Raw genomic sequence first — 23202 nt, 5'->3', positions numbered from 1 at the left:
CAAAAAAACCTTTCAAGCAACTAGCGGATCCATTTTATGAAATTGTTAAAAACATCTATCGCGTTTGCCATCTCTTCTGCGCTTTTGATTGGTTGCAGCAGCGATACCGATTACGTTCAACCTGAAGAAGTAAAGATCGCTACTTATAACCTGTCTTTTGATCGTGCCACGTTCCAAGATCTTGTAACGGAAATGCAGATTGAACCAAGCGCTCAAGCAGTACTTGTATCTGACTATCTGAACAATACAATTAGTGCTGCTGACAAAGAGACGGCAGCAAAAGTGATTCAAATCCGCAACGTAGCAGCCGTGATTCAAAAGAATCGACCTGATGTTCTGATGATGGCCGAATTTAACCATGACGGTACTGGAACGGACAAGTCAGCACTAGAAGGCTTCCAAAAAAACTACCTTTCGGTTGCACAAAGCCTTGACGGTGCGGGCAGTGATGCGAACCTAGAGCCAATTTCATACCCTTACTTTGAAAGTTACGCTACCAACACGGGCTTATTGAATGAATTTGGCTTTGACTTAGACAACGACGGCAACCCGGGCACATTGCCAGGAGATGCGTGGGGCTTTGGCTTATATCACGGCCAATACGCTTTTGCTTTAATGTCTAAATATGAAATCGACACGGCAAACACTCGCACATTCCAAAAATTCAAATGGAAGGACTTAGAAGGCTCAACGATCCCTACCATCACTGCATGTGATGACCCGAGTGAATTTCCAACAGGTATGGTTTGCGGCGATGAATGGTATTCAGCTGAAGAGTGGGAAAAAGTTCGTTTATCATCAAAAAACCACGTTGATGCGCCAATCCTAATTCCAACTAAAAACGGGACTGAAACCATTCACTTACTGATGTCTCACCCTACTCCTCCGGCTTTTGATGTGGGTAAGAACATCGAGCAAAACGCAGCAGAAGTCGATTTCTGGCACCAATACATCCAAAACAAATCGTACATCTATGATGATTCTGGAAAAACTGGTGGATTAGAGCAAGGCAAACACTTTGTTATGATGGGTGACCAAAACCTAGATCCAGCAGATGGCGATGGCATAAGCTCTGTTATGCAAAGCTTACACAACGACTCATTAGTTAATCAAAAAGTCACCAACGGCAGTCTATACCCTACTAGTTATGGTGCAGCTGAACATGCGGTCGATAATTCATTGCCTCACCCACAGCCAAACCGTATCACTTCGACATTTGGTCTTGCGGTCGATTACGCACTGCCTTCAGCAACACTTAACATCGTTGACTCTGGTGTTTACTGGTCAGCTTCTTATGAAGAAGGGCGTAAGCTATTCAATGACTCACGAATTGGTGACTATGGTAACGGCAAGGACGTATCCTCTGATCACCGAATGATCTGGGTAAAGGCTGATTTCAGTAACTAATTCTTTTACTTTAAGATGCCCGGCTTATTGTCGGGCATTTTTATCGGCGTAACTCACCAATAGTCTAGTCATCGCCAAAAGAATTATGGACACCAATAACCATAGTCATTGCATGCCTCGATCCTTTGTCTCTGATTCATAAGTACTTATATTATCCGGACCAACAGATTTATTGCCCTAGGAATTCACAATGACTACGCTAACTATTATTGCGACAATCGTCTGTAAAGAAGAGAAGATTGAGTTTGTAAAATCAGAGATGATCAAACTGATCGATAAAACCCGCGCTGAAGAAGGCTGTATCAACTACGACCTCCATCAAGACAACAGCAACCCGGCGCACTTTGTGTTTCATGAGAATTGGGAGTCAGAGGCTCTGCTTGAAAAGCATCTAGAAAGTCAGCATATCGCAGACTACGTTACGGCGACTGAGGGATGTATCGAGTCATTTGTTATCAATCGAATGACACATATAGCCTGATACGCGGTTTACTACTGATTCATCAACAAGCCCTGCTACTAAAGCAGGGCTTCGTTCTTTCTGTTGAGTTTCGCTTTTCCGAGTGGATTCAGCACCTTCCTCTCTGTACTGTTTTCACCTGTCGTCTTCAAAAACAAACCTCACTACAGACAAATATTCCTAAACCGATATCAAGCAACCTCACGAAAGATCAATCACATTCATTTAAATACTGTTCGCGACCTTTGACCATAAAATGATCGGCAAATGACAAAAATAACCGTCGACAGGAATGTAGATGAATACCAAACAACTTGAGGACGCGGTCAGTGAAGTGGCCATGTTCAATCAACACCTGCACTTAATCCAATCTGTTCATACCATTCCGACGCCAAAAGTGAATTGGGAGTCGATGGCTATGGAGCCCGCACCTGCAATGCCAACGGTTCGCTTCGACCATAAAGTCAAAGCCATGGAAGCGCTCGATGATTACAAACCTAATTGGTTGGATATGTTATTGGGGAATAAATCAAAGCTGCATGCTCTCACTAAGAACGTTGAACGTGCAGCAGAACAAGATATTGAAGATTACAAGACTGAGTTCGTGCATTGGGTACAGAATTACAGTTACTGGGCAAAGAAGAACCAGCTTTCAAAGGGTGTTCTGAATAACGATAGCGAAGCCAAACTGACCGCTCTTTCAGAAGCACAACAGAATCCTATCAACGCCTCTGTAGTCGACACAAAGCTGATCAACCATAACTTTAATACTTATAAAAATGGTCACCTGTTAGAGATCAATATTCAGGTGAATAAGGATAATGTCATCCCTAAAGAGAGAAAGGTTCTGTGCCAAGGTGAGGTAAAACTAGAAAACCTACCCATACCTGAGAGTAATATCCTATATCGAGAATATGTGTGTAGCTGTGTTCTTAAATGTGCTCAGGACTCTTTCAATGTATTGCCTGAGTCGAGTGTCGTAATCAATGTTGAACAGGTTTCTGCGGGGCAACCGAGCCTGTAATTTAAATTGTGTATCTGCTTATAATTAAGCCAGTCATGGCTAAGGATAAGCAATATGGATAAGAAAGCTTTAGAAGCCTTCGCTCGCGAAGCCGCTAAGTCAATTAAGACTCCTTCGGATCTTGATGACTTCAGGAAAATGTTAACCAAGGTGACGGTTGAGACAGCTTTAAATGCTGAACTTGATGATCACCTTGGCTACGAAAAACACTCACCGACCAACGATAGTAACAGTCGAAATGGCTACTCATCTAAACGCCTAATTACTGACGATGGTGAGATCCAACTAGAAATCCCTCGTGACCGTGACGCGTCCTTTGAACCCAAGCTCGTTCGTAAGCATCAAACTCGATTCCAATCGATGGACGACAAGATCTTAAGCTTGTATGCCAAAGGAATGACTACCCGAGAAATCGTCGCAACCTTCAAAGAAATGTACGATGCTGATATCTCCGCCAGTCTAATATCTAAAGTCACTGATGCTGTTTTAGAACAAGTTGTTGAGTGGCAAGCCCGCCCTCTTGATTCGGTTTATCCCGTCGTTTACCTAGACTGCATTGTTGTGAAGGTGCGCCAAAATAAGCAAGTCATCAACAAAGCCATTTACCTTGCTCTCGGTGTCAATATGGAAGGTCAGAAAGAACTTCTTGGGATGTGGATGTCCGAAACTGAAGGGGCGAAGTTCTGGCTCAGTGTACTTACCGAACTTCAAAATCGTGGTGTAAATGATATCCTCATCGCTTGTGTTGATGGCCTCAAGGGCTTTCCTGATGCCATCAATGCCGTTTATCCAAAAACTCAAATCCAGCTCTGTATCGTACACATGGTACGAAACTCAATGAAATACGTTCCGTGGAAAGATTACAAGACTATTACCGCAGACTTAAAGGAAATCTATCAAGCTACGACTGAAGATGAAGCTCTGTTGGCGCTAGAGCACTTTGGTGATAAATGGGATGAAAAGTACCCTCAAATCAGCCGCTCGTGGACGGCTCATTGGGATAACCTCAACACTCTGTTCAGCTATCCTCAAGATATCCGCAGAGCTATCTACACGACCAATGCGATAGAATCACTAAATAGCGTCATCAGGAAAGCGACCAAGAAACGTAAGCTGTTCCCGACAGATGAATCCGCCAAAAAGGTGGTGTACCTGGCGATTATGGATGCTTCCAAGAGGTGGACAATGCCAATTCATCACTGGAAGCAAGCGCTAAACCGTTTTATGATTATGTTCGAAGATCGATTAACTGAATACTTGTAACCAAGAGCAGTTACACAGAATTATTTACAGGGTCCAACAAACACTAGAAGCGGTTCCGATAGAAGAAGCAACACGAGAAACCACAACTCCTACGAAAAAGAACAGTAACATGCTGACGTTGGTTGGGGTATTTATTGTTGTAGCCTTGTTATCCCAGTATCTATTTTCTTACTTAGATCGAAATATCTTAGCTGAAAGACTAACAGGGAAGCACTTTACCTCTTGTAAAAAAGAAACCGACGAGTTCACATTTAAAAACTTTATAACGTAACGCATTACGAATATAAGGGACGCAAGTTCATCATCGATAATTCAGGAAAACCTTTGAGCTTCCATAGCGAATTTAAGTAACTCAGCGTGGCATGATACATTTCTGCAAGAAAGTAATGTGTGTTGATCTGCCAGCCTATTCTAATTCGGAACCTGAGTTGTACATCATTAGATATCATCACTCTCTAACTAAACAATCCTTGTAGCCTCATTTCTGACGTCGAGCTTTCTTCAATCTACTCAATGTCAAAATACACCTTCTCATTAATTACCCAGCACAACTTGTGAATCCAAATTATTTATAAATGGAAGTCACCATATGCAGCAAAACTACACAAAGGTGATCCAAGTAATATTTTAGCGATCGATAATATTTGTTTATTAACATCTAAACAACAGCAGTTATTCATGATTTATAACCAGAATTAACATCGAAGAAAATGTTTGTCTTAGATCATATCAACCTCAACTATGCCTCGTGCCAAAGTACAGTTTTCGGTACATTCATTGTCATATTCTGAAACAGTTTCTTGTATTTTTTAAACTTTGTGGAGATTTCGATGTTAGAACTCTTGATCGGATTAGTGGTTACCATCGCTGTAGGTTACTTTATTGTAAAAGGCTATAAAGCAGCCGGAGTTTTGTTAACTGCCGGCCTTGCTCTTCTTCTTATTACCGGCCTTATTGGTCACACAGTCTTACCAGCTAAGATCGCTTCAACAGGTAACATGATTACCGACTCATTAGAATTCGTTAAGTACATGCTTCAATACCGTGGCGGCGGCCTAGGTATGCAGATCATGCTTCTATGTGGTTTCGCTTCTTACATGACTCACATTGGCGCAAACAATGTTGTTGTGAAACAGTTTTCTAAACCACTATCTGTTATCAAATCTCCATACGCGCTTCTTGTTGCTGCTTACATCGTGGCGTGTCTGATGTCTTTGGCGGTGAGCTCTGCTACTGGCCTTGGCGTGTTGTTGATGGCTACCCTATTCCCAATGATGACAGCGATGGGTATTTCTCGCCCTGCAGCGGTTGCAGTATGTGCATCTCCAGCAGCAATCATTCTTTCTCCAACATCTGGTGACGTGGTCATCGCTGCAGAAAAATCAGGGCTAGACTTAGATGTGTTTGCGGTTCAAACGGTGCTACCGGTGTCAATCTGCGCAATTATCGTAATGGCAGCTGCAGCTTTTTTCTGGAACAAGTACCTAGATAAGAAAGAAAACACGCCAATGGAAAAAGTTGATGTTTCTGAGATTGAAACAACAGCGCCTGCTTTCTATGCGGCGCTTCCGTTCCTACCTATTATCGGTGTTTTCCTATTCAATGGCCGTACTATTCCGGGTCTTAAGTTAGACATCTACACTATCGTAGTGGGTTCAATTTTTGTTGGTGCACTTGTTGATTACGTTGTGAAGAAATTCGACGGTGAAAAGACGCTAAAAGATCTAGATTCTTGTTACCAAGGTATGGCGGACGCATTTAAAGGCGTTGTAATGCTGTTAGTTGCGGCTGGTGTATTTGCTCAAGGCCTAATGTCTATCGGTGCGATTGATAACCTAATCGGTCTTGCTGAAGCAGCAGGTGCTGGCGGCATCGCACTAATGCTGATCCTTACAGGCCTAACGGTTGCTGCGGCCATTGCGACAGGTTCCGGTAACGCACCTTTCTATGCATTCGTTGAGCTTGCGCCTTCACTGGCTGCGAAGATGGGCCTAAACCCAGCTTTCCTTATTATCCCAATGCTTCAAGCATCAAACCTAGGTCGTACGATCTCTCCAGTATCTGGCGTAGTGGTAGCAACTTCAGGCATGGGTAAAATCAGCCCATTTGAAGTAGTAAAACGTACATCTGTACCAGTCATCTGCGGCCTTATCACTGTTATCTTCGGTACACTTGTTCTAGTACCAATGGCTGCTTAAGTCTTTAATAGTTATACAGCTATATAATGCCCAAACAAAAGGCGCTGAACTTAATAAGTTCAGCGCCTTTTTTAATATTCCTCTGCAACACTTTCAAAGCTATTGAGAGTTGACTTGAACAGTACGGCTTGAAATAGTGTTATTTCAAAGGAACAAGCCCTACTTCATTTCTCCGTAACGTTCTAGGTAAAGAACGGTTGCTGCTGTACGAGAAGGTACTTGCAGCTTTTTCAGCAAGCTCTTCATATGTACCTTAACTGTCGATTCAGAAATAAACAGATGATCGGCGATTTGCTTATTACGGTAACCTTTAGCAACTTCTTGCAAGATCTGCATTTCACGTTCGGTTAACTGGTCGAAGATGTCGTTGCGGCTACCCGCGTCGTTTAGGTAACGAGCAACCACGCTGCTGTATGCCTTGTCGCCACCGTGTGCTTGCTTAAGCAACTCAATAAGCTCATCAGGCTCAGTGTCTTTCAATAAGTAGCCATCAGCACCCGCTTTTACGATCGCTTCAATGTCTGCTGGGCTATCAGATACTGTTAGAATAACGATGTTAGCACTAGAACCGTCAGTACGAAGCGCTTTCAATGTATCTAAGCCAGACATACCCTTCATGTTCAGATCAAGCAAGATCAAATCAGGTTCTTCTTCATGAGCAAGCGCAACAGCTTCTATACCATTATTTGCTTCAGCAATCACTTCAAATTCGTCTTCAAAGCTCAGTAATTGGCTTATGCCTCTACGCATTAATGGATGATCATCAACCAGCATTACTTTACAAACCGTCAACTTTAACTTCCTTCAAACTTTTATATTTCAATATGACTGTACAGCCTTCACCTTGCGCCGCTTCAATCGTTAAGTCGCCATTCAGTCTTGCCGCACGCTCCTGCATAATGCTCATCCCATAGTGGTTCATTTTCGAACTACTTAAGTCAAAGCCATCTCCGTTATCTTTAACCACGACTAATACTTCACCGTCCTCATCGATACAGCATACATCTATCAAGTCGGCATTGGCGTGTTTTATTGCATTTATTGTTGCTTCACGAATCAATTGAAGCAAGTGAACCTGACTATGTGCATCAAGTTCAATAGATGAAAGATTATTATTAAGTTTAATCTTTGCATCCGTTCTTTCGCTGAGCTCTTCAAGCATAGTGCTTAAAGCATCTCCAAAGTTACCCTCTTTGATGGATAACCTAAATGTAGTGAGAAGTTCTCTTAATTGAGTATAGGCTTCTGCTAAGCCATTGCCGATTTCCGATGCAATTTGTTCAGATTGCTCACGATGCTGCTGTTCAGGCAGTTTACCGATGACACGTTTAAGCAACGTCACTTGGATTTTTAAATACGACAGTGATTGAGCTAACGAATCATGGAGCTCTCGGGCAATGGTTGCACGCTCTTCCATAATAATAAGCTGCTCAGCCTTCTTTTGAGCACGATTATAATAGATGGCTCTTGAGAGTAGTTGAATAAAGCTCTCAATCAACGCTTTTGTCGAGTGACCATGGTGATACGAGCAATATAGATAACCGAGAATGAGCTCGTTATCGTCCAACTTCATTTCAAATTTTTCATAATCTCGGTATGGATCGTAGCCTTCATCCATAATCAATGGTCGGCCTGAATTGTCGACGATCTCTAATCGCAAAGATTCGATGCCCTCTAAGCTTACGAGGTGCTGCAATATCGCTCTAAAGTTTTCAGGTGCGATACGCGTGACTGTCAGCTCTTGTGAAGAGTAATACAGCGCCTGTAGCGATTGGTTTGCATTCTGTAGTTCTATTGTTTTCGCATCGACCACATCTTCTAGGTTTCGATAAAGCACACCCAAGTCTTTCGCCATCGAGTTGAAGGTTTTGGTCAAAATACCCATCTCGTTGTTACTCGTTACCTTGAGTTCGACCTCGAAGTCACTGTTTTTGATCCTTTGGCTTGCACCAACAAGCGCATGCAGTGGTTTAACAACTTGTTTACGTACGAAATGAACAACCAAAAGAGATATGACGAGGATCCCGCCCAAACCGATACCACCAGCCCACGCCAGTTTAATCAATTTGTCTTCTGAGAATTCTTGCAGTTTAAAAACAAATCCATCGATCTCAGTTACGAAATTTTCAACCAACACGAGATAGTGTTTACGGTCTTCACTATTCAGAACGCGTTTCAATTCATGCCAACGGCCAATAATTAGATAGTAGTCTTCTGTGATATCCGTCGGTACATCCCAACTCACCAATTTAGTCATCGAAGGCGAATAAAGTGAACTTTCAAACTCACGGATATGAGAATCGAAATCAACAGATTCTATTTGAATATCATGGGCTAAACGATAGCTTTGCATACGCATCGAGCCGGCTACGTTGACGGCCTCAGCATCGTTCAAGCTTGAAGCTAGAGTAAAGATAGCAAAGCCAGTAGTAGCAACCGACAACAGCAGTATAGAGAGTAATGACTTAGCTATTGTACTCGTAACAGATGAGACTGGTTTTATAAGCAAAGGTGACTTCCTATTGATAAATGACTTGCTATTAGGCTCGTATTGTCACACATCAAAAATCATAGCTCCATTCAATATGTGATCACTCGCCTCGTAATTTATTGATCTATGACAATATATACCCCCAATTAGCCCTTAGGGGGTATTTATACAATTGTTTCTAAATCTACACTACTTGTGATGACAAATTACAAGATATTAATGAAATAATGACCGACAATTACAACATCGTAGCAACATCTAGGGGTTTTTAGTGGTAGACCTGTCAAAACGTCGTCTGTTTTCTAGGCATAAAGTCGATTCAAGCCAAATTCGTTTGCCTTGGATTCATAACCTAGAGAGCTTTGTAGATGATTGCACTCGATGCGGAAAATGCATCGAGAGTTGTGAGACTAAGGTAATCATTGTAGGCGACGGTGGATTTCCTACTGTCGATTTTTCAATTGATGAATGTACGTTCTGCTATCAATGTGCAGATGTTTGTCCCGAACCCATTTTTAAGCCAAAGCAAGGAGAGCCTTGGCAAGCTAAAGCACAAATCTCTGATAAGTGTTTAGCACAGCAAAATGTTGAATGCCGAAGCTGTGGTGACATGTGTGAACCTATGGCCATTCAATTTCAACTCAGAGCAGGCAGTGTTGCTCTACCAAAAATCGAGTTAGATGAGTGTAGCGGTTGTGGAGCCTGCGTAGCAGTTTGCCCTACCTCAGCTATTTTTGTGAGTAATGCATAAATAAAAATAACGAGAGCAATTTATGGCACTAAATGAAGTGCATATATCAAGTTTAGTCGTGCATGTGAGCCCAGAGCATCTCAATGAGATCAAAGCAGAGATCGAGCAATTCGATAACGCTGAAATCTACGGAGATAGCCCTGAAGGCAAAATCATCGTGGTCCTAGAAACCGAAAACCAAGGTTTTGTAACGGACACCATCGAAGCAATAAACAACATTAAGAACGTTTTAGGTACAGCTTTGGTTTATCACCAAATCGAGACTGGACTAGACGAAACGGATTTAGAAACTGGAAGCAACAATTCTCAACTCGAGGGTGAAGTATGAAAATGACAAGACGTGCGTTTGTGAAAGCAAACGCAGCTGCATCAGCGGCAGCCGTTGCAGGTGTAACACTACCAGCAACAGCAACCAACCTGATTGCTAGCTCAGATCAAACAAAAATCACGTGGGATAAAGCGCCTTGTCGTTTTTGTGGTACGGGCTGTTCGGTACTAGTAGGTACTCAAAACGGCAAAGTGGTTGCGACTCAAGGCGACCCAGAAGCACCTGTAAACAAAGGCCTTAATTGTATCAAAGGCTACTTCCTTTCGAAAATTATGTACGGTAAAGACCGTCTTGAGCAACCTCTTCTTCGTATGAAAGATGGTGAGTTCCATAAAGATGGTGATTTCGCGCCAGTATCTTGGGACAAAGCGTTCGACGTGATGGCTGAGAAATGGAAAGCATCTCTTAAGAAGAACGGTCCAACAGGTGTTGGTATATTCGGTTCTGGTCAGTGGACAGTAATGGAAGGCTACGCAGCCGTTAAGATGATGAAAGCGGGTTTCCGTTCAAACAACATCGATCCAAACGCTCGTCACTGTATGGCTTCTGCGGTAGGTGCATTCATGCGTACCTTCGGTATCGATGAGCCAATGGGTTGTTACGATGACTTCGAACACGCAGACGCATTTGTACTGTGGGGTTCAAACATGGCAGAAATGCACCCAGTACTATGGACTCGTATTACAGACCGTCGTCTAAGCCACCCACACGTTCAAGTAAACGTACTGTCTACTTACTACCACCGTTCTTTTGAGCTTGCAGACACTGGTTACATCTTCAACCCTCAGTCTGACCTTGCGATTGCAAACTTCATTGCAAACTACATCATTCAAAACGATGCGGTTAACTGGGACTTCGTGAACAAGCACACGCACTTCAAACAGGCAACAACTGACATCGGTTACGGCCTTCGTGATGACGATCCACTGCAGAAAGCAGCAGCAAACCCTAACTCAGGTGCAATGACTACAATCACTTTCGAAGAATACAAAGCAGCAGTTGCAGAGTACACAGTAGAGAAAGCATCTGAAATGTCAGGCGTATCTGAAGAGAACCTGATTAAGCTTGCTAAGCAATACGCGGATCCAAACATCAAAGTAATGTCTCTATGGACAATGGGTATGAACCAACATACTCGTGGTGTATGGATGAACAGCCTTGTGTACAACATCCACCTTCTAACAGGTAAGATTTCTACTCCAGGTAACAGCCCATTCTCACTAACTGGCCAACCATCTGCTTGTGGAACAGCTCGAGAAGTAGGTACGTTCTCTCACCGTCTACCGGCAGATATGGTAGTTGCGAATCCTAAACACCGTAAGATTGCAGAGGAAATCTGGAAACTTCCGGAAGGTACTATCCCACCTAAGCCAGGCAAACACGCTGTTGCTCAAGACCGCGCACTGAAAGACGGTACTATCAACGCTTACTGGGTAATGTGTAACAACAACATGCAAGCAGGTCCAAACATCAACACTGAACGTCTACCTGGTTACCGTCACCCAGACAACTTCATCGTATGTTCTGACCCGTACCCAACAGCAACAGCGCAAGCCGCTGACCTTATCCTTCCAACAGCAATGTGGATTGAGAAAGAAGGTGCTTACGGTAACGCAGAGCGTCGAACACAAGCTTGGTACCAACAAGTGAAAACTGTAGGTGAAGCTAAGTCTGACCTGTGGCAAATCATGGAGTTCTCTAAGCGCTTCACTATCGAAGAAGTTTGGGGCGAAGAGCTTCTAGCTAAAGTACCTGAACTACGTGGCAAAACCATGTACGACGTGCTTTACAAAAACGGCAATGTTGATGCTTTCCCTCTCTCTGAAGCTCAAGAGCTCAACGACGACGCACAAGCACAAGGTTTCTACGTACAGAAAGGCTTATTCGAAGAATACGCAACCTTCGGTCGCGGCCACGGTCATGATTTAGCGCCGTACGATCGCTACCACCAAGTACGTGGTCTACGCTGGCCTGTTGTTGATGGAAAAGAAACTCAATGGCGCTTTAAAGAAGGTTCAGATCCATATGCGAAAGCAGGCTCTGGCTGGGACTTCTACGGTAAACCAGACGGTAAAGCACTGATCATCAATGCTCCGTACGAAGCGCCCCCAGAAGTGCCAAACGAAGAGTACGATATGTGGCTATGTACAGGCCGTGTTCTTGAGCACTGGCACACCGGTACTATGACTCGTCGTGTGCCAGAACTTTACAAAGCTGTGCCAGATGCACTGTGTTACATGCACCCTGCTGATGCTAAAGCTCGTGGCCTACGCCGTGGTGATGAAGTTCTTATCGAAAACAAACGTGGTGAAGTTCGTGTACGTGTTGAAACTCGCGGCCGTAACCGTCCACCACAAGGCTTGGTATTCGTACCGTTCTTTGATGCAAGAATTCTGATCAACAAGTTGATCTTGGATGCAACGGATCCTCTGTCTAAACAGACGGACTACAAGAAGTGTCCAGTTAAGATCACTAAAGTTGCTTAAGCCCTAGGCTTAGAGAAACGATCTTAAGCATTAATGTTGCGGCTACTTTTTCACCATTTAGAGAAAGTAGTCCTCTCAAAGAATTAGCCTTTAGGCGGAGAAATTAACATGAAAAAACTGATTACTGCCCTACTATCAGCCGGTCTTTTGTTAGCTGGCGTGGCTCAAGCTGAGCTGGATAACCCTGGCGGCATTGGTGGCGTAGAGTCTTTACGTGGTGCAAGTGAGCTTGAAGCAACGCGTGCAGCAGACGACTTCAAAAAGTACCCTCGCGACCAAGTACTTGAAAGCGATTACGTATACCAACCACCATTGATACCACACAATATCCGTAGCTACGAAGTGTCTCTAAACGCGAACAAATGTCTGTCTTGCCATAGCTGGAAAAATGCGAAAGAGATGGGTGCAACAAAAATTAGTGTTACCCACTACATGAACCGTGAAGATGCAGTACTTGCTGACGTTTCACCTCGTCGTTACTTCTGTCTGCAGTGTCACGTTCCACAAGCTAGTGCGAAACCATTAGTAGAGAACGAATTCAAACCTGTTGACTCACTACGCTAATCTTAGCCGTATTGTAGAGAGGCGATTATATGAAATTACTAAAAGCGTTTTGGGAAAGACTGACAACTCCCAGTAAAGCAGCCGTTGGCCTTGTACTTTTCTTGGGGTTCTCTGGCGGTCTTTTGTTCTGGGGTGCATTTAACACAGGTATGGAAGCAACCAACACAGAAGAATTCTGTTCTGGCTGTCACGCACCTATCGTTGAAGAGATCCAAGAGACAATTCACTACTCAAACCGTTCTGGTGTTCGTGCAATCTGTTCAGACTGTCACGTACCACATGAATGGACTGATAAAATTGTTCGTAAGGTTCAAGCATCAAAAGAGCTGTACGCTCACTTTATTGCTAAGACGATTGACACGCCTGAGAAATTCAAAGAGCGCCGTCATCACTTAGCGGAACGAGAATGGGCTCGATTGAAGAAGAACGATTCGCTTGAGTGCCGTAACTGTCACCAGTTCGATTACATGGATTTCTCTGAACAGAGCCCTCGTAGTGCGAAACAACACTCAACAGCGCTGGCTTCTGGTGAGAAGACATGTGTAGACTGCCACAAAGGTATCGCACATAAACTACCAGACATGCACGGTGTTGAAGGCTGGCAATAAGGAGCAATTGAATGAGTACTTTAGAAAGCGTGATTTGGCATATCCTAGGTTACAGTGCTATGCCATTTATCATTCTTACCGGCTTCGTAGGTGTTGCAGCCGTATCTCTTTGGATTTTATCTATGGGTAAAGACAAAGAAATCGATTAAGAATCGAATCATCTTTTCTCCTACTTTTGATACCTTAGAGAAGAGTTAAAGTTAAAAAGCCACTGAATTCAGTGGCTTTTTTATTACCTGCGGTTCTGTTTTATTGTTGTAAAGTATCCATACGAACACTAAGCGTCGCGTGGTTGGGCGCCTTTCTCAGTGACTTCTGTATCGCTCTTAGCTTTATTAACAATTGGAAGGACCTGTTTTACGTAATTACCTGGCGCCTTACCAATCACAGGATACAACTCTGAACCTTGATTGAACGGTTCAACCCTTTCACCCGCTTCAAAGCCCTGTAACCATTGATTCCAGTGTGTCCACCAAGAACCTTCATTGTGAGTTGCATTTGATAGCCACTCATCAGCAGAATCATCCAAGTTGTCGTTAAGCCAAAATCCATACTTTTGTTTGTCTGGATGGTTAACAATACCTGCGATATGTCCAGACTCGCCCAGCACAAACGTCTTGTTGCCACCCGTGTTCAGTGCGCCGCGGTAAGTCCCTTGCCAAAGTGCAATGTGGTCTTCCTTAGTAGAGATGAAGTAACTAGGTATTTTTATCTTATTCAGGTCAATCCAGACACCGCCCACTTTCACGCCTTTGTCTTGCACCAGTTTGTTTTCAAGGTACAGATCTCGTAGCAGGAAGTTATGACACTTAGAAGCTACATTGGTGCTATCACTGTTCCAATAGAGCAGGTCAAACTCCATTGGACTGCTGCCTTTTAGGTAATTATCAATGTAGTAGTTCCAATATAAGCTGTTTTCACGAAGCAGACTGAACGTCACACTCAATGACCTACCATCCATAAAGCCTTTGGCTTCGTTCTGTTTTTCTATGGCGTTGATGATCGTTTCATTGATATAAGCGCCCACTTCACCCGGCTGAGAGAAGTCTAATAAAGTCGTAAAAAAGGTAGCGGTTTTAATGCGTTTCTTCATTCTTTTAGCGGCATAGTAAGCGACTGTTGAAGCCAATACAGTACCGCCAATACAGTAACCTGCAGCGTTGATCTGCTCTTTCCCAGTAATGTCTTCGATTGCGGTCACAGCTTTCGCGACACCTTCAGTCACATAGTCACCAAACTCTAACTCTTTCTGTGCTTCACCGGGATTGCGCCAAGACATCATGAACACACTGTGCCCTTGTTCAAGCAACCAGCGAACCATCGAGTTCTTCTCACGAAGATCGAGAATGTAATACTTATTAATAAACGGCGGTACGATCAGCAATGGCGTAGCATTGACCTTAGGTGTTTTCGGGTAGTATTGAATCAGTTCAAACAATTCACTTTGAAAAACAACATCCCCCTCTGTATTGGCAACATCGCCTCCCAACCGGAATGCATTATTGTTGGTCATACGGATCTTGAGGATATCAGCGCTTGCTTCAACATCAGCCTGCAATTGCTCAAGCCCATCGATCAGGTTTTCGCCATTTCGCTCAAGCGTTAATTTCATCAACTCTGGGTTTGTCGCAATAAAGTTGCTTGGAGAAAGTGCGTTGATCGCTTGACGTGAGAAGAACGCAACACGCTCTTTGGTTTTCTCATCAATGCCGTCAATTGAGTTTATTGTGTCGATATAGCTTTTGCTAAACAACAAATAGGATTGTTTGATAAAGCTATAAAATGGGTCGTTTTTCCACGCTTCATCAATAAAGCGTTTATCACTGCGATCTTCAGTGATTACACTCTCTGTGTTACCCATCAATGCAGCATTTTGCCAGATCTTAAGTTGTTGCTCCCACCATTGGGATTGTAACTGGAGGAGTGCAGCGGGTTGGTTAGCGGCTTGCTCAAAGATTTTCGATGCATCATCAAAATTCAATTCTTGCATCGCTTGGTTTAAGGGAGATTGCGCGGCTTCCTTGTTTTGTTCAAAGTTGTCCCACCATTGCTGGTTTGTTTGTTGAAGTTTAACAAGGTAGTCCGAAAAGAAGTGTTGAAACATAACATGACTCCAATAATCGGAAAATCGCCACCGAGCCTCACAGTAAACACTGCGCTAACTCGATAGCGATTGAATTTATGCTGGTGTAACTGTTTTCAAGTTTTCAGTTGTTAGTGTTTCAACGTCTTCTTTGAATTCTTTCGCTACCGCTTGCAGCTTTGCGCTATCACTCATCATCTGTTGAGACAGTTGAGTCAATGCTGCTAGCTGTTGGCTGTTGAATGCAGTAAGGCTGTTCACATCTTTAATCTCACTTACCGCTTTCATTTGAGCAAGACCCATGTCCGTATAAGTCTTCATCGCATTCATTTGCAATTCTGTCATTGTTTGAACGTTCTTCGCAACTAACTTGTTGAACTTAAAGTACGGTTCAAATTGCTTTTCAGTTTGGTCAGTAATTGTTTTAAAAATATCCGTGTACATAAGTAACTCCTGATAAATACATAGTGTAGTAAATTGGTACTGATATCGTTTCAGTTAAGGTGCGATGGTTTGCTAACGCACCTTGTAGACTGCAGCGATAAATTGTTTAGCTTGCCAACGATACATCCGGCGTTAACCTTCAATACCCTTAAGCAGAATAGCGGTTCCCATTCCCCCACCGACGCAGAGTGAAGCAACGCCAAAACTGGTCTTTTGCTCAAGCATTTCGTGGATGAGTGAAACAATGATTCGGTTGCCTGACGCTCCTAGAGGATGACCTAGGGCAATCGCGCCGCCGTTAACATTCACTTTTGGTTTAAAAGCGTCTAATGGCAGATCGTGCTGCTCAGAAAGCTGATACATCACGCCAAGCGCTTGCGCCGCAAACGCTTCGTTTAATTCAAACAGATCAACTTGTTCGAGTGTTAAATCCGCTTTATCCAGCGCTTTAGACACGGCCTCTACTGGACCTAAGCCCATGATCTTTGGGTCTAATCCAGACTGTGCGTAGCTTGTTAGCTCGACCAGTGGTGTCAGGCCGTATTTAGATACAGCACTCTCTGATGCCAAGATGATTGCACTCGCACCGTCATTGATACCTGAAGCGTTGCCCGCCGTTACAGTACCTTCACGGTCGAATGCAGGACGAAGCTTTTGCAAACCTTCGAACGTTGCATCCGCTTTCGGATATTCATCGGTATCAAAGGTGACGGTCTGTCTGCGCTGTTTCACTTCAACAGGCACAATTTGCTCAGCAAACTTACCTGCTTCAATTGCAGCTACCGTTTTTTGTTGGCTTTCTAGCGCGTAGTTGTCTTGAGCAAGACGCGAGATATTCAATGCATTCGCAATGTTCTCTGCTGTCACACCCATGTGGTAATGATTGAACGCATCCGTCAGACCATCGCCAACAAGCAGATCTTTCATCGAAATGTCGCCCATCTTGTGTCCGTTACGAATACTTGGCGGAACCACGAAAGGGATTTGAGACATCACTTCCACACCCGCAGCAACCACGATTTCTGCATCTTGAGCTTTAATATGAGCTGCAGCGTCCATGACTGATTTCATACCACTACCGCAGATCATGTTGACACCATAGGCTGGAGTCTCTTCAGGCAGCCCTGCGTAGATAGAAGCCTGACGTGCAACACCCATGCCTTGCCCTGCTGAAATCACATTACCGACGATCACTTCATCAATGACATCTAGGGGAAGATCTACTGAATCCAGAGCCCCTTTAATTGCGACGCCAGCTAATTCACCCGCGCTAACGTTTTTCAATGAACCCGTAAATGAACCGATTGGTGTTCGTTTCGCTGCAACAATAAATACTTTTTCCATTATTCAATTCCTGTCAGTTTCGCCATTAGTGCATGTACAAACCGCCATTTACAGACAAAGTCTCGCCTGTAATGTATGCACCAGATTCACTGGCTAGGAAACCAACCGCTTCGGCAATTTCCACAGGCGTTGCTAAACGTTTCATTGGGATTTGGTTCTTGATTGAATCCAATACTTCAGGCTTCATTTGCTCAACCATTGGCGTTGCAGTGTAGCCAGGGGCAATCACGTTCACTGTTACGCCACTGCGAGCGCCTTCTGCAGCCAAGGCTTTCGAGAAACCAATCATTCCCGCTTTAGCTGCCGAGTAGTTAGTTTGTCCAAATTGCCCTTTAAGGCCATTCACTGACGAGATATTGATAACGCGGCAGTTTCCTTTCTCACACATAGGTGCGAACAGCGGTTGAGTCACGTTGAACAGGCTGTTTAAGTTCGTTTCGATAACCTCTTTCCACGCTTCGGCGTTCATCTTTTTAAATACGCTATCACGGGTGATGCCAGCGTTATTAACGAGAACATCAACGGTTCCCTCTTCCTCTAACAACTTGCTCAAGCTCAATGCGCACTCTTCTGTGTTGGTGACATCCAATTCAAACAATCTCACTTGATCTTCAGTAAACTGTTTCTCGTTGAACCACTCCAGTGCACACTGATAATTTCCAGTAAAATAAGTCGCAATCACACGATATCCGTCAGCGACCAACTTAGATGATATAGCCGATCCGATACCGCCCTTTGACCCTGTAATTAAAGCAAGTTTTTTCATTAATGGTTCCATCCCTTATAAGCAATTAAATAACAATAATGTTAATAAAATAATGTATTATTCGATAATTAAACTTTCGCGTTGCTTTAATTAAACACTACATATCAAAATCAAAAATTATTATTACAAACAGAAAATAATTCCTACTGATGTCTAAAAATCTGACTAGCTTCACAAAAACCGTGAAATGTTAAATACATGTAAAACCTACACAAGCATATGATTTTAAATAATATTTTTAATTTCACTTATATCAGGAAAAATGATAAATCACTGTAAATAAAAGAGAAAACCCTAATCCGAATCTTGTTTCAATAAGAATGCAATATTAAAAACAGAATCTATTGAAGACCAAAATATTAGTAAAAGTATTATTTGTTATTAATAAATCTATCTTATTTATTCTATAAAGCGAGCAATATGATTTTAAGGGTAAAATGATTGAATCTTCATTTCATAAATAAGAAAAAGCCCACTCCATTACAGAGTGGGCTTTAATAATTAATTGATAACTTATAGTCTAGCGACGGTTACATTCTCAATAGTAATACTTGATTTTCTCTTAATCTGTAAATATTTCATTGGTATTTACATCAAGATAAATTTTGTTTTCAAGAGACAAGCCACCGCAGTAGATAAAGTAAACATCGCGATCGCTATACCGAACCGATTTTACCCAACCGCCTAACTCTTCAAAGTCACTGGGTTCGCACTCACCTTCAGACATCAACTTAGCAACTGAGTTGCGAAATTTCTCTTGGTACAGCTTAAGATCGTCGGACTTAACTAAGTAAGAGTCTAATATCTCTTTGTTTTCCTTATCAGAAACGACCACTTCATCATTCGATAAGCCAGACATGGAAACCCACTCTGCTGTTTGCGGGCCACCTTCTTTCAGAACAATGTAATCGGAAATACGTGCCCAATCGCCCTGTTTCTCAAGTACTTCTACCTTTTCCCCTTTGTAGAGGTAGTCCGTTATCAAGCCATCAATCTCAGGCTGTTCTACCACTTCGAGCTTTCTATCTAACACATAAAACTCTGTCTGCTCTGGCTCAGGTTGTAGTTCCATAACAGGCTTTAATTCAGATATAGGTTGCTCAATAGTTTCAGCAACGGGCTCTTCAACTTTTTCTGGTGGCGTAGGATCTTTCTTCATAATGAAGAAGTAGTACGCTGCGCCTCCTCCACCCAAAATTAACAATACAAGTAAAGCGATCAGCGCTTTTTTCATTCAATCCACCAGCTTATCCGTTTGAAGTGAATTTGCAGTGTACATCAACTCATGCATCAGCTCATCTATACTCTATGTTGAGAACATCGTAAGTAGAGGAAGGTCATGAGTTTTTGGGTTAAGGTTCTGATCACAAACGTCTCTTTGAGTGCCAGTGTGGTAATAGCCAGTGAATGTAACAGTGAGAGTTGGCAAACGCTGCTAGCTCGTCAGCTCGCCTTTGAAACCCGTTATAACCAATACACAAAAGAGTTCAATCAAGTTCTCTCAACCTATGAGTCACAGACCCTACTGTCTAAACATTTCACAGGAGAGCAAATCATTGAACTTTGGGCAAAGTATGAACAAAGATTTAATACACAGCTCAACAGCCACATGAATACCGCTTACGATATATCCGAAGTTCTTCTTAAACAGTCCTATGTAGTATCGACCGAGCTAGAAGGCGCTCGTTCTCTTGCTCAACTATGGGAAGCAATGGCTCAACAATGCGATAAAGCAAAACTTGCTCGTCAATCAGCAAGCGCACTGTCACATGTGAAGAGCTCACAGTCTCTCTCGCAAGACATTAGCGTGCTGGGTGAAAAGTTCAGGCAACTATCGTTTAGGTATCGTCAGGAAGCCACAATGATCGATGCTGCACGCCAATTAAATGAACGCGAAAGCGTTCAGTCAAACGAACCGCTTCGCTAGATTTACCTGCAAAATCAGCTGCGTCTGATGAAAATGTATTCAACCCAGCCTTAATCAAAGCTTTATCAATAAATTGTAAATATAATGTGTTAACTATCAACAACAAAGTTCAATTTCCAACCAATGCAAGTAATTATGTGAGAGATTCATCACAAAATAGATTTACAAACGCAAAAAAATTGTTATCATGAATCTTCATATAACTTAATAACAAGAAACATTTTGGCTAGGTAATATGCAAAAAACTATGGCTTTCAACTGCTTGAGTAACACGGAATGGACTGCAGAGATAAGAGCTAAGCTTTTATCTGTAGCTAAACACATGGAAGAGTTCGGTTCAGTAAGTGAATTAGAGCTATGTAAGATATTTGGAGAAACAATCTGGAATGACGGTGTGGATTATCATTCACATGCTTTTTCATTCAGAATTAATGCACAAACTGGAGATTGTTCAATCTCTAACTTTAAGTATCACTAAGTTTTGCACCTATCATATACGGAGTACCTTTCACTAGGTGCTCCGTTTTTTATTGCCTTGAGTTTGGCATCTTGTGAAAGATCTTCAGTCATCTTCGCTTTGTTAACCAAGGAGCAAATCATTTCGTTTTCAGCTCACTCTTCCCAATAACAACCTAGCTTTCCATCGGGTTAGTCGGTATACACCGGAAGCGGCGCATTACCTTTTACTTGCCTTATCGCTAGGTGAGTATGGATGTCTTTGACGTTAGATAGCCGCTGAAGTTTTCTAGTAAATGCTTCATAAGCCATTAAGTTCGGGCTAACCACCTCTAGTAAATAATCATAAGCGCCAGACACAACATGGCAGCTGATGACCTCCTCCATCTCGACAATCGCGCCTTCGAACTTATCAATCGACACTTCTTGGTGGTTGTTCAGGCTCACCTCAACAAACACACTCATCGCCACACCAACTTTCTCTCGCGATAAACTCACGCGATATCCGTCGATAATGCCCTTTTCTTCTAGCCTTTTGATGCGTCTCGCGCAAGGTGAAGGGGATAAGCCGACTTCATCCGCTAACTCAGCCGTGGTCAATCTACCGTCCTTTTGTAGCAACTCGAGAAGATGCCTATCAATCCTGTCCATAGCAAAAGCCACCCATTAGTTAAATTTGTTAATAATCCAAGGAATGTTAGCAGAAATCCTCAATGATAGATCAAGTTAGAACCAAACTTGCCAACTTAAGGCAGGTGCTCTCCCTCATAATGAATCATCATTCACTTTCATTGTTTATTATGAATCTTGGCTATCTATCAATTACCGTCACTCTGCTCATCTGGGCAAGCTTTTTCCTTTCTCTTAAAGGCGGTGCGAATTCAGCTTTAACGCCCGCAGACATAGCAATCACACGCTTTCTTATTCCTGCCTTGGTCTTATTACCTTTGGTGTGGAAAGCGCGTAATACCATTACAGCAGTGCCTAACCGTTACTTAGCAGGTATGTTCATCGGCAGTGGCCTGCCTTATTTGCTGGTTGCTGGCACAGCGATGCAATTCGTTCCAGTTTCTCACGGAAGTGCTTTAGTGCCCGGCACGCTACCTCTGTTTGTAACCGGGATTGCGGTGCTCTTTTTCAAGCAACCACTTAGCCGCCACCGAATCGTTGGCCTAGCTTTGGTGTTACTTGGTATTGTGTTGTTCTTGGGGAGCAGTTTGAGTAGCTTCAATTTTGAGCACACCAAAGGCCACTTACTGTTCCTGTGCGGGAGCTTAATGTGGGCAACCTTCACTATCTCAGCTCGCGTTGCCAACTTAAATGCTTTGGTCAGTGCGGGCTTTATCTCTCTCTGCTCTACTTTGTTATTAGCCCTTCTTATCCTGACAGGAACACTCCCTAGTCACTTAATGGATGTACCTTTCGCTCAATGGCCTTTTGCAGAGCTTGCCATTCATTCAGCAGTACAAGGTGTCGGAGCGGGTTTAATTGCCGCATTCACTTACCTATATGCGGTTAATACCTTAGGGGCTGAGCGTTCTGCTGCGTTTGGCAGTGCGACACCTGCCGTTGCGACACTATTGGCGATTCCATTGTTCAACGAGATCCCAGATGCGATGACCTGGCTTGCCCTTGGTTCTATTTGTATTGGTAGCTTGGTCGCGAGCAATATCTTTATGAGAAACGACCAATCCATGCAATATCAGCCGCCCAGTCATAGTAAAGCGTAGCGCTGTTTATATTCACCATTTCCGCTAGTTTTCAGGTATGCGGCATCTAGATAAGCCTACAAAGGTAGGCTTATCTAAAATCTGCTTTTTCTAAGCTCGCTTCTCCATTAAACTGTCCGACCTTTTTGCTGAATCAAGAGAACACCATGCAACGCGACTACACCTTAAATTGTTTAATCACCATGCCTCGTCATGAACTAGAAGAATTTAGTTTAAGAATGATCCATCGCCTTGTTCCTGAAGACGCAATGACAGAGCTATTCACATTCGAACAAGAAGAAGTGACTAGCGAAGAACGCATGCAATCAGCGAAGTTCGATGCAATGCTACGAATGACAGCAATTGCACTTGGTGAAGTAAACCTAGCGTTCTCTGAATCAGATAACTCACAGCAAAACATCGAACGCATGACTCGCCTACTGCTTTGGCACTTCTACTCAATATCTTTCAACTTAGAAGAAGCTATTGCGATTGAAGTACACTGCGAGAAAGTAGAGAAGATCTTAAAGAACGCACCAAAAGATGCCTTTGGTTGGGTTAAAGAATTAACTGAGTTGCTTCACTTCTACGCAAAAGTAAATGAAGGCAACGAAGAGAACAAAGACGCGTAACCTCGCTTAATCTTTAGCAGGCTGCAATTCAAAAGCAGCCTAGCGAATACCAAAGGCAGAAAGAACTATATCGACGGCAAGTAAAAGCTTTGCTGAAATGAGTTCTCTGCCTTTGTTGTTTCTAACACACTGTGATGCAACATCAGTATAGACTGCGCGATCTTGGTTCCTATTCCCAATTAACCATTCGGCGCTTCCTGCTCCACCTCATTTTGAATCACGACCCTCACCCGCTTCGAATCCGGTTCTAAGTCAAAACGC

22 protein-coding genes and 2 pseudogenes are annotated in these 23202 nt (G+C 43.1%); 15 read left to right on the top strand and 9 right to left on the bottom strand.

Features of this window, described 5'->3' with window-relative positions:
• The first annotated feature begins 36 nt into the window (after positions 1-36).
• The 5 genes and pseudogenes from OCV52_RS16250 to dcuC all read left to right on the top strand — a co-directional run bounded on the left by OCV52_RS16250 (position 37) and on the right by dcuC (position 6352).
• Entirely contained in the window at positions 37-1407 is a 1371-nt protein-coding gene (locus OCV52_RS16250) for an endonuclease/exonuclease/phosphatase family protein (RefSeq protein ID WP_137407446.1), read from the top strand.
• 190 nt (positions 1408-1597) lie between these two features.
• Positions 1598-1888 (top strand): putative quinol monooxygenase, encoded by a 291-nt coding sequence (locus OCV52_RS16245; protein ID WP_004740132.1) that lies wholly within the window; start codon positions 1598-1600, stop codon positions 1886-1888.
• A gap of 277 nt (positions 1889-2165) precedes the next feature.
• Positions 2166-2885: pseudogene (locus tag OCV52_RS16240) on the top strand (hypothetical protein); the annotation flags it as partial.
• A gap of 60 nt (positions 2886-2945) precedes the next feature.
• Positions 2946-4154, top strand: coding sequence for an IS256 family transposase (locus tag OCV52_RS16235; RefSeq protein ID WP_137409203.1), 1209 nt, complete (start codon positions 2946-2948; stop codon positions 4152-4154).
• 830 nt (positions 4155-4984) lie between these two features.
• Positions 4985-6352 (top strand): anaerobic C4-dicarboxylate transporter DcuC, encoded by a 1368-nt coding sequence (gene dcuC / locus OCV52_RS16230; RefSeq protein WP_004740125.1) that lies wholly within the window; start codon positions 4985-4987, stop codon positions 6350-6352.
• Between the two features lie 159 nt (positions 6353-6511).
• Here dcuC and OCV52_RS16225 read toward each other — a convergent pair whose 3' ends face one another.
• Together OCV52_RS16225 and narQ are read right to left on the bottom strand one after the other, a co-directional pair.
• Positions 6512-7144: a response regulator gene (locus tag OCV52_RS16225; RefSeq protein WP_004740124.1), complete on the bottom strand. Its 633-nt coding sequence runs from the start codon at positions 7142-7144 to the stop codon at positions 6512-6514.
• The gene (narQ, locus tag OCV52_RS16220) at positions 7131-8861 is read right to left on the bottom strand and encodes a nitrate/nitrite two-component system sensor histidine kinase NarQ (RefSeq protein WP_137408341.1); all 1731 of its coding nucleotides are present in this window, start codon (positions 8859-8861) and stop codon (positions 7131-7133) included. The genes OCV52_RS16225 and narQ overlap by 14 nt, the downstream gene beginning before the upstream one ends.
• Before the next feature lie 253 nt (positions 8862-9114).
• Between narQ and napF the strand changes: the two genes are divergently transcribed.
• The 6 genes from napF to OCV52_RS16190 all read left to right on the top strand — a co-directional run bounded on the left by napF (position 9115) and on the right by OCV52_RS16190 (position 13729).
• Positions 9115-9594, top strand: coding sequence for a ferredoxin-type protein NapF (gene napF, locus OCV52_RS16215; RefSeq protein WP_137408340.1), 480 nt, complete (start codon positions 9115-9117; stop codon positions 9592-9594).
• Positions 9595-9616: 22 nt separating this feature from the next.
• Positions 9617-9922, top strand: a complete 306-nt coding sequence (locus OCV52_RS16210; protein WP_008219286.1) for a chaperone NapD — start codon at positions 9617-9619, stop codon at positions 9920-9922.
• The gene (gene napA / locus OCV52_RS16205) at positions 9919-12408 is read left to right on the top strand and encodes a periplasmic nitrate reductase subunit alpha (RefSeq protein ID WP_137408339.1); all 2490 of its coding nucleotides are present in this window, start codon (positions 9919-9921) and stop codon (positions 12406-12408) included. Before OCV52_RS16210 ends, napA begins: the two co-directional genes overlap by 4 nt.
• 108 nt (positions 12409-12516) lie before the next feature.
• Positions 12517-12972: a nitrate reductase cytochrome c-type subunit gene (locus OCV52_RS16200; RefSeq protein WP_004740119.1), complete on the top strand. Its 456-nt coding sequence runs from the start codon at positions 12517-12519 to the stop codon at positions 12970-12972.
• A gap of 29 nt (positions 12973-13001) precedes the next feature.
• A complete protein-coding gene (locus OCV52_RS16195) occupies positions 13002-13580 on the top strand; it encodes a NapC/NirT family cytochrome c (protein ID WP_137408338.1) in 579 nt (192 codons plus the stop codon).
• An 11-nt stretch (positions 13581-13591) separates the two neighbouring features.
• Positions 13592-13729: a TIGR02808 family protein gene (locus OCV52_RS16190; protein ID WP_105023556.1), complete on the top strand. Its 138-nt coding sequence runs from the start codon at positions 13592-13594 to the stop codon at positions 13727-13729.
• 128 nt (positions 13730-13857) lie between these two features.
• On the opposite strand, the gene phaC is transcribed toward OCV52_RS16190, so the two are convergent.
• The 5 genes from phaC to OCV52_RS16165 form a co-directional block, all read right to left on the bottom strand.
• Positions 13858-15684 (bottom strand): class I poly(R)-hydroxyalkanoic acid synthase, encoded by a 1827-nt coding sequence (gene phaC / locus OCV52_RS16185; protein WP_137408337.1) that lies wholly within the window; start codon positions 15682-15684, stop codon positions 13858-13860.
• Positions 15685-15759: 75 nt separating this feature from the next.
• Complete coding sequence (locus tag OCV52_RS16180; protein ID WP_004740115.1) at positions 15760-16107, bottom strand: phasin family protein; 348 nt, start codon at positions 16105-16107, stop codon at positions 15760-15762.
• Between the two features lie 132 nt (positions 16108-16239).
• Positions 16240-17451, bottom strand: coding sequence for an acetyl-CoA C-acetyltransferase (locus OCV52_RS16175; RefSeq protein WP_137408336.1), 1212 nt, complete (start codon positions 17449-17451; stop codon positions 16240-16242).
• A gap of 25 nt (positions 17452-17476) precedes the next feature.
• On the bottom strand, positions 17477-18217 hold the full coding sequence (locus OCV52_RS16170) for an SDR family oxidoreductase (protein WP_004740113.1): 741 nt from the start codon (positions 18215-18217) through the stop codon (positions 17477-17479).
• Between the two features lie 562 nt (positions 18218-18779).
• Positions 18780-19451 carry an SH3 domain-containing protein gene (locus OCV52_RS16165; RefSeq protein ID WP_137408335.1) on the bottom strand — a complete coding sequence of 224 codons (672 nt, stop codon included), beginning with the start codon at positions 19449-19451 and terminating at the stop codon, positions 18780-18782.
• A 105-nt stretch (positions 19452-19556) separates the two neighbouring features.
• Here OCV52_RS16165 and OCV52_RS16160 point away from each other — a divergent pair, with 105 nt between their 5' ends.
• Together OCV52_RS16160 and OCV52_RS16155 are read left to right on the top strand one after the other, a co-directional pair.
• Positions 19557-20144 (top strand): hypothetical protein, encoded by a 588-nt coding sequence (locus OCV52_RS16160; RefSeq protein ID WP_102423584.1) that lies wholly within the window; start codon positions 19557-19559, stop codon positions 20142-20144.
• Between the two features lie 235 nt (positions 20145-20379).
• Complete coding sequence (locus tag OCV52_RS16155; protein ID WP_004740110.1) at positions 20380-20622, top strand: hypothetical protein; 243 nt, start codon at positions 20380-20382, stop codon at positions 20620-20622.
• A gap of 170 nt (positions 20623-20792) precedes the next feature.
• Here OCV52_RS16155 and OCV52_RS16150 read toward each other — a convergent pair whose 3' ends face one another.
• Complete coding sequence (locus OCV52_RS16150) at positions 20793-21251, bottom strand: Lrp/AsnC family transcriptional regulator (protein ID WP_102423585.1); 459 nt, start codon at positions 21249-21251, stop codon at positions 20793-20795.
• Positions 21252-21400: 149 nt separating this feature from the next.
• Between OCV52_RS16150 and OCV52_RS16145 the strand changes: the two genes are divergently transcribed.
• Positions 21401-22330, top strand: a complete 930-nt coding sequence (locus tag OCV52_RS16145; RefSeq protein WP_102423586.1) for a DMT family transporter — start codon at positions 21401-21403, stop codon at positions 22328-22330.
• A 146-nt stretch (positions 22331-22476) separates the two neighbouring features.
• Positions 22477-22941 (top strand): exoribonuclease R, encoded by a 465-nt coding sequence (locus tag OCV52_RS16140; RefSeq protein ID WP_137408334.1) that lies wholly within the window; start codon positions 22477-22479, stop codon positions 22939-22941.
• Between the two features lie 65 nt (positions 22942-23006).
• Here the strand turns inward: OCV52_RS16140 and OCV52_RS16135 are convergent.
• A pseudogene (locus OCV52_RS16135) lies at positions 23007-23192 on the bottom strand (sensor histidine kinase); the annotation flags it as partial.
• Positions 23193-23202 lie beyond the last annotated feature (10 nt).

It is taken from the genome of Vibrio chagasii (assembly GCF_024347355.1).
In the GTDB taxonomy this organism is placed as follows: domain Bacteria; phylum Pseudomonadota; class Gammaproteobacteria; order Enterobacterales; family Vibrionaceae; genus Vibrio; species Vibrio chagasii.
The sequence above is the reverse complement of the archived record's forward strand: the minus strand, read 5'-3'. Positions and strand labels throughout refer to the sequence as shown.

What these genes read in the sequence shown, in the direction of transcription:
- OCV52_RS16250 (WP_137407446.1), top strand. Translation starts at nt 37, where the DNA reads ATGAAATTGTTAAAAACATCTATCGCGTTTGCCATCTCTTCTGCGCTT.
- OCV52_RS16245 (WP_004740132.1), top strand. Translation starts at nt 1,598, where the DNA reads ATGACTACGCTAACTATTATTGCGACAATCGTCTGTAAAGAAGAGAAG.
- OCV52_RS16235 (WP_137409203.1), top strand. Translation starts at nt 2,946, where the DNA reads ATGGATAAGAAAGCTTTAGAAGCCTTCGCTCGCGAAGCCGCTAAGTCA.
- dcuC (WP_004740125.1), top strand. Translation starts at nt 4,985, where the DNA reads ATGTTAGAACTCTTGATCGGATTAGTGGTTACCATCGCTGTAGGTTAC.
- OCV52_RS16210 (WP_008219286.1), top strand. Translation starts at nt 9,617, where the DNA reads ATGGCACTAAATGAAGTGCATATATCAAGTTTAGTCGTGCATGTGAGC.
- napA (WP_137408339.1), top strand. Translation starts at nt 9,919, where the DNA reads ATGAAAATGACAAGACGTGCGTTTGTGAAAGCAAACGCAGCTGCATCA.
- OCV52_RS16200 (WP_004740119.1), top strand. Translation starts at nt 12,517, where the DNA reads ATGAAAAAACTGATTACTGCCCTACTATCAGCCGGTCTTTTGTTAGCT.
- OCV52_RS16195 (WP_137408338.1), top strand. Translation starts at nt 13,002, where the DNA reads ATGAAATTACTAAAAGCGTTTTGGGAAAGACTGACAACTCCCAGTAAA.
- OCV52_RS16190 (WP_105023556.1), top strand. Translation starts at nt 13,592, where the DNA reads ATGAGTACTTTAGAAAGCGTGATTTGGCATATCCTAGGTTACAGTGCT.
- phaC (WP_137408337.1), bottom strand. Translation starts at nt 15,684, where the DNA reads ATGTTTCAACACTTCTTTTCGGACTACCTTGTTAAACTTCAACAAACA.
- OCV52_RS16180 (WP_004740115.1), bottom strand. Translation starts at nt 16,107, where the DNA reads ATGTACACGGATATTTTTAAAACAATTACTGACCAAACTGAAAAGCAA.
- OCV52_RS16175 (WP_137408336.1), bottom strand. Translation starts at nt 17,451, where the DNA reads ATGGAAAAAGTATTTATTGTTGCAGCGAAACGAACACCAATCGGTTCA.
- OCV52_RS16170 (WP_004740113.1), bottom strand. Translation starts at nt 18,217, where the DNA reads ATGAAAAAACTTGCTTTAATTACAGGGTCAAAGGGCGGTATCGGATCG.
- OCV52_RS16165 (WP_137408335.1), bottom strand. Translation starts at nt 19,451, where the DNA reads ATGAAAAAAGCGCTGATCGCTTTACTTGTATTGTTAATTTTGGGTGGA.
- OCV52_RS16160 (WP_102423584.1), top strand. Translation starts at nt 19,557, where the DNA reads ATGAGTTTTTGGGTTAAGGTTCTGATCACAAACGTCTCTTTGAGTGCC.
- OCV52_RS16155 (WP_004740110.1), top strand. Translation starts at nt 20,380, where the DNA reads ATGCAAAAAACTATGGCTTTCAACTGCTTGAGTAACACGGAATGGACT.
- OCV52_RS16150 (WP_102423585.1), bottom strand. Translation starts at nt 21,251, where the DNA reads ATGGACAGGATTGATAGGCATCTTCTCGAGTTGCTACAAAAGGACGGT.
- OCV52_RS16145 (WP_102423586.1), top strand. Translation starts at nt 21,401, where the DNA reads ATGAATCTTGGCTATCTATCAATTACCGTCACTCTGCTCATCTGGGCA.
- OCV52_RS16140 (WP_137408334.1), top strand. Translation starts at nt 22,477, where the DNA reads ATGCAACGCGACTACACCTTAAATTGTTTAATCACCATGCCTCGTCAT.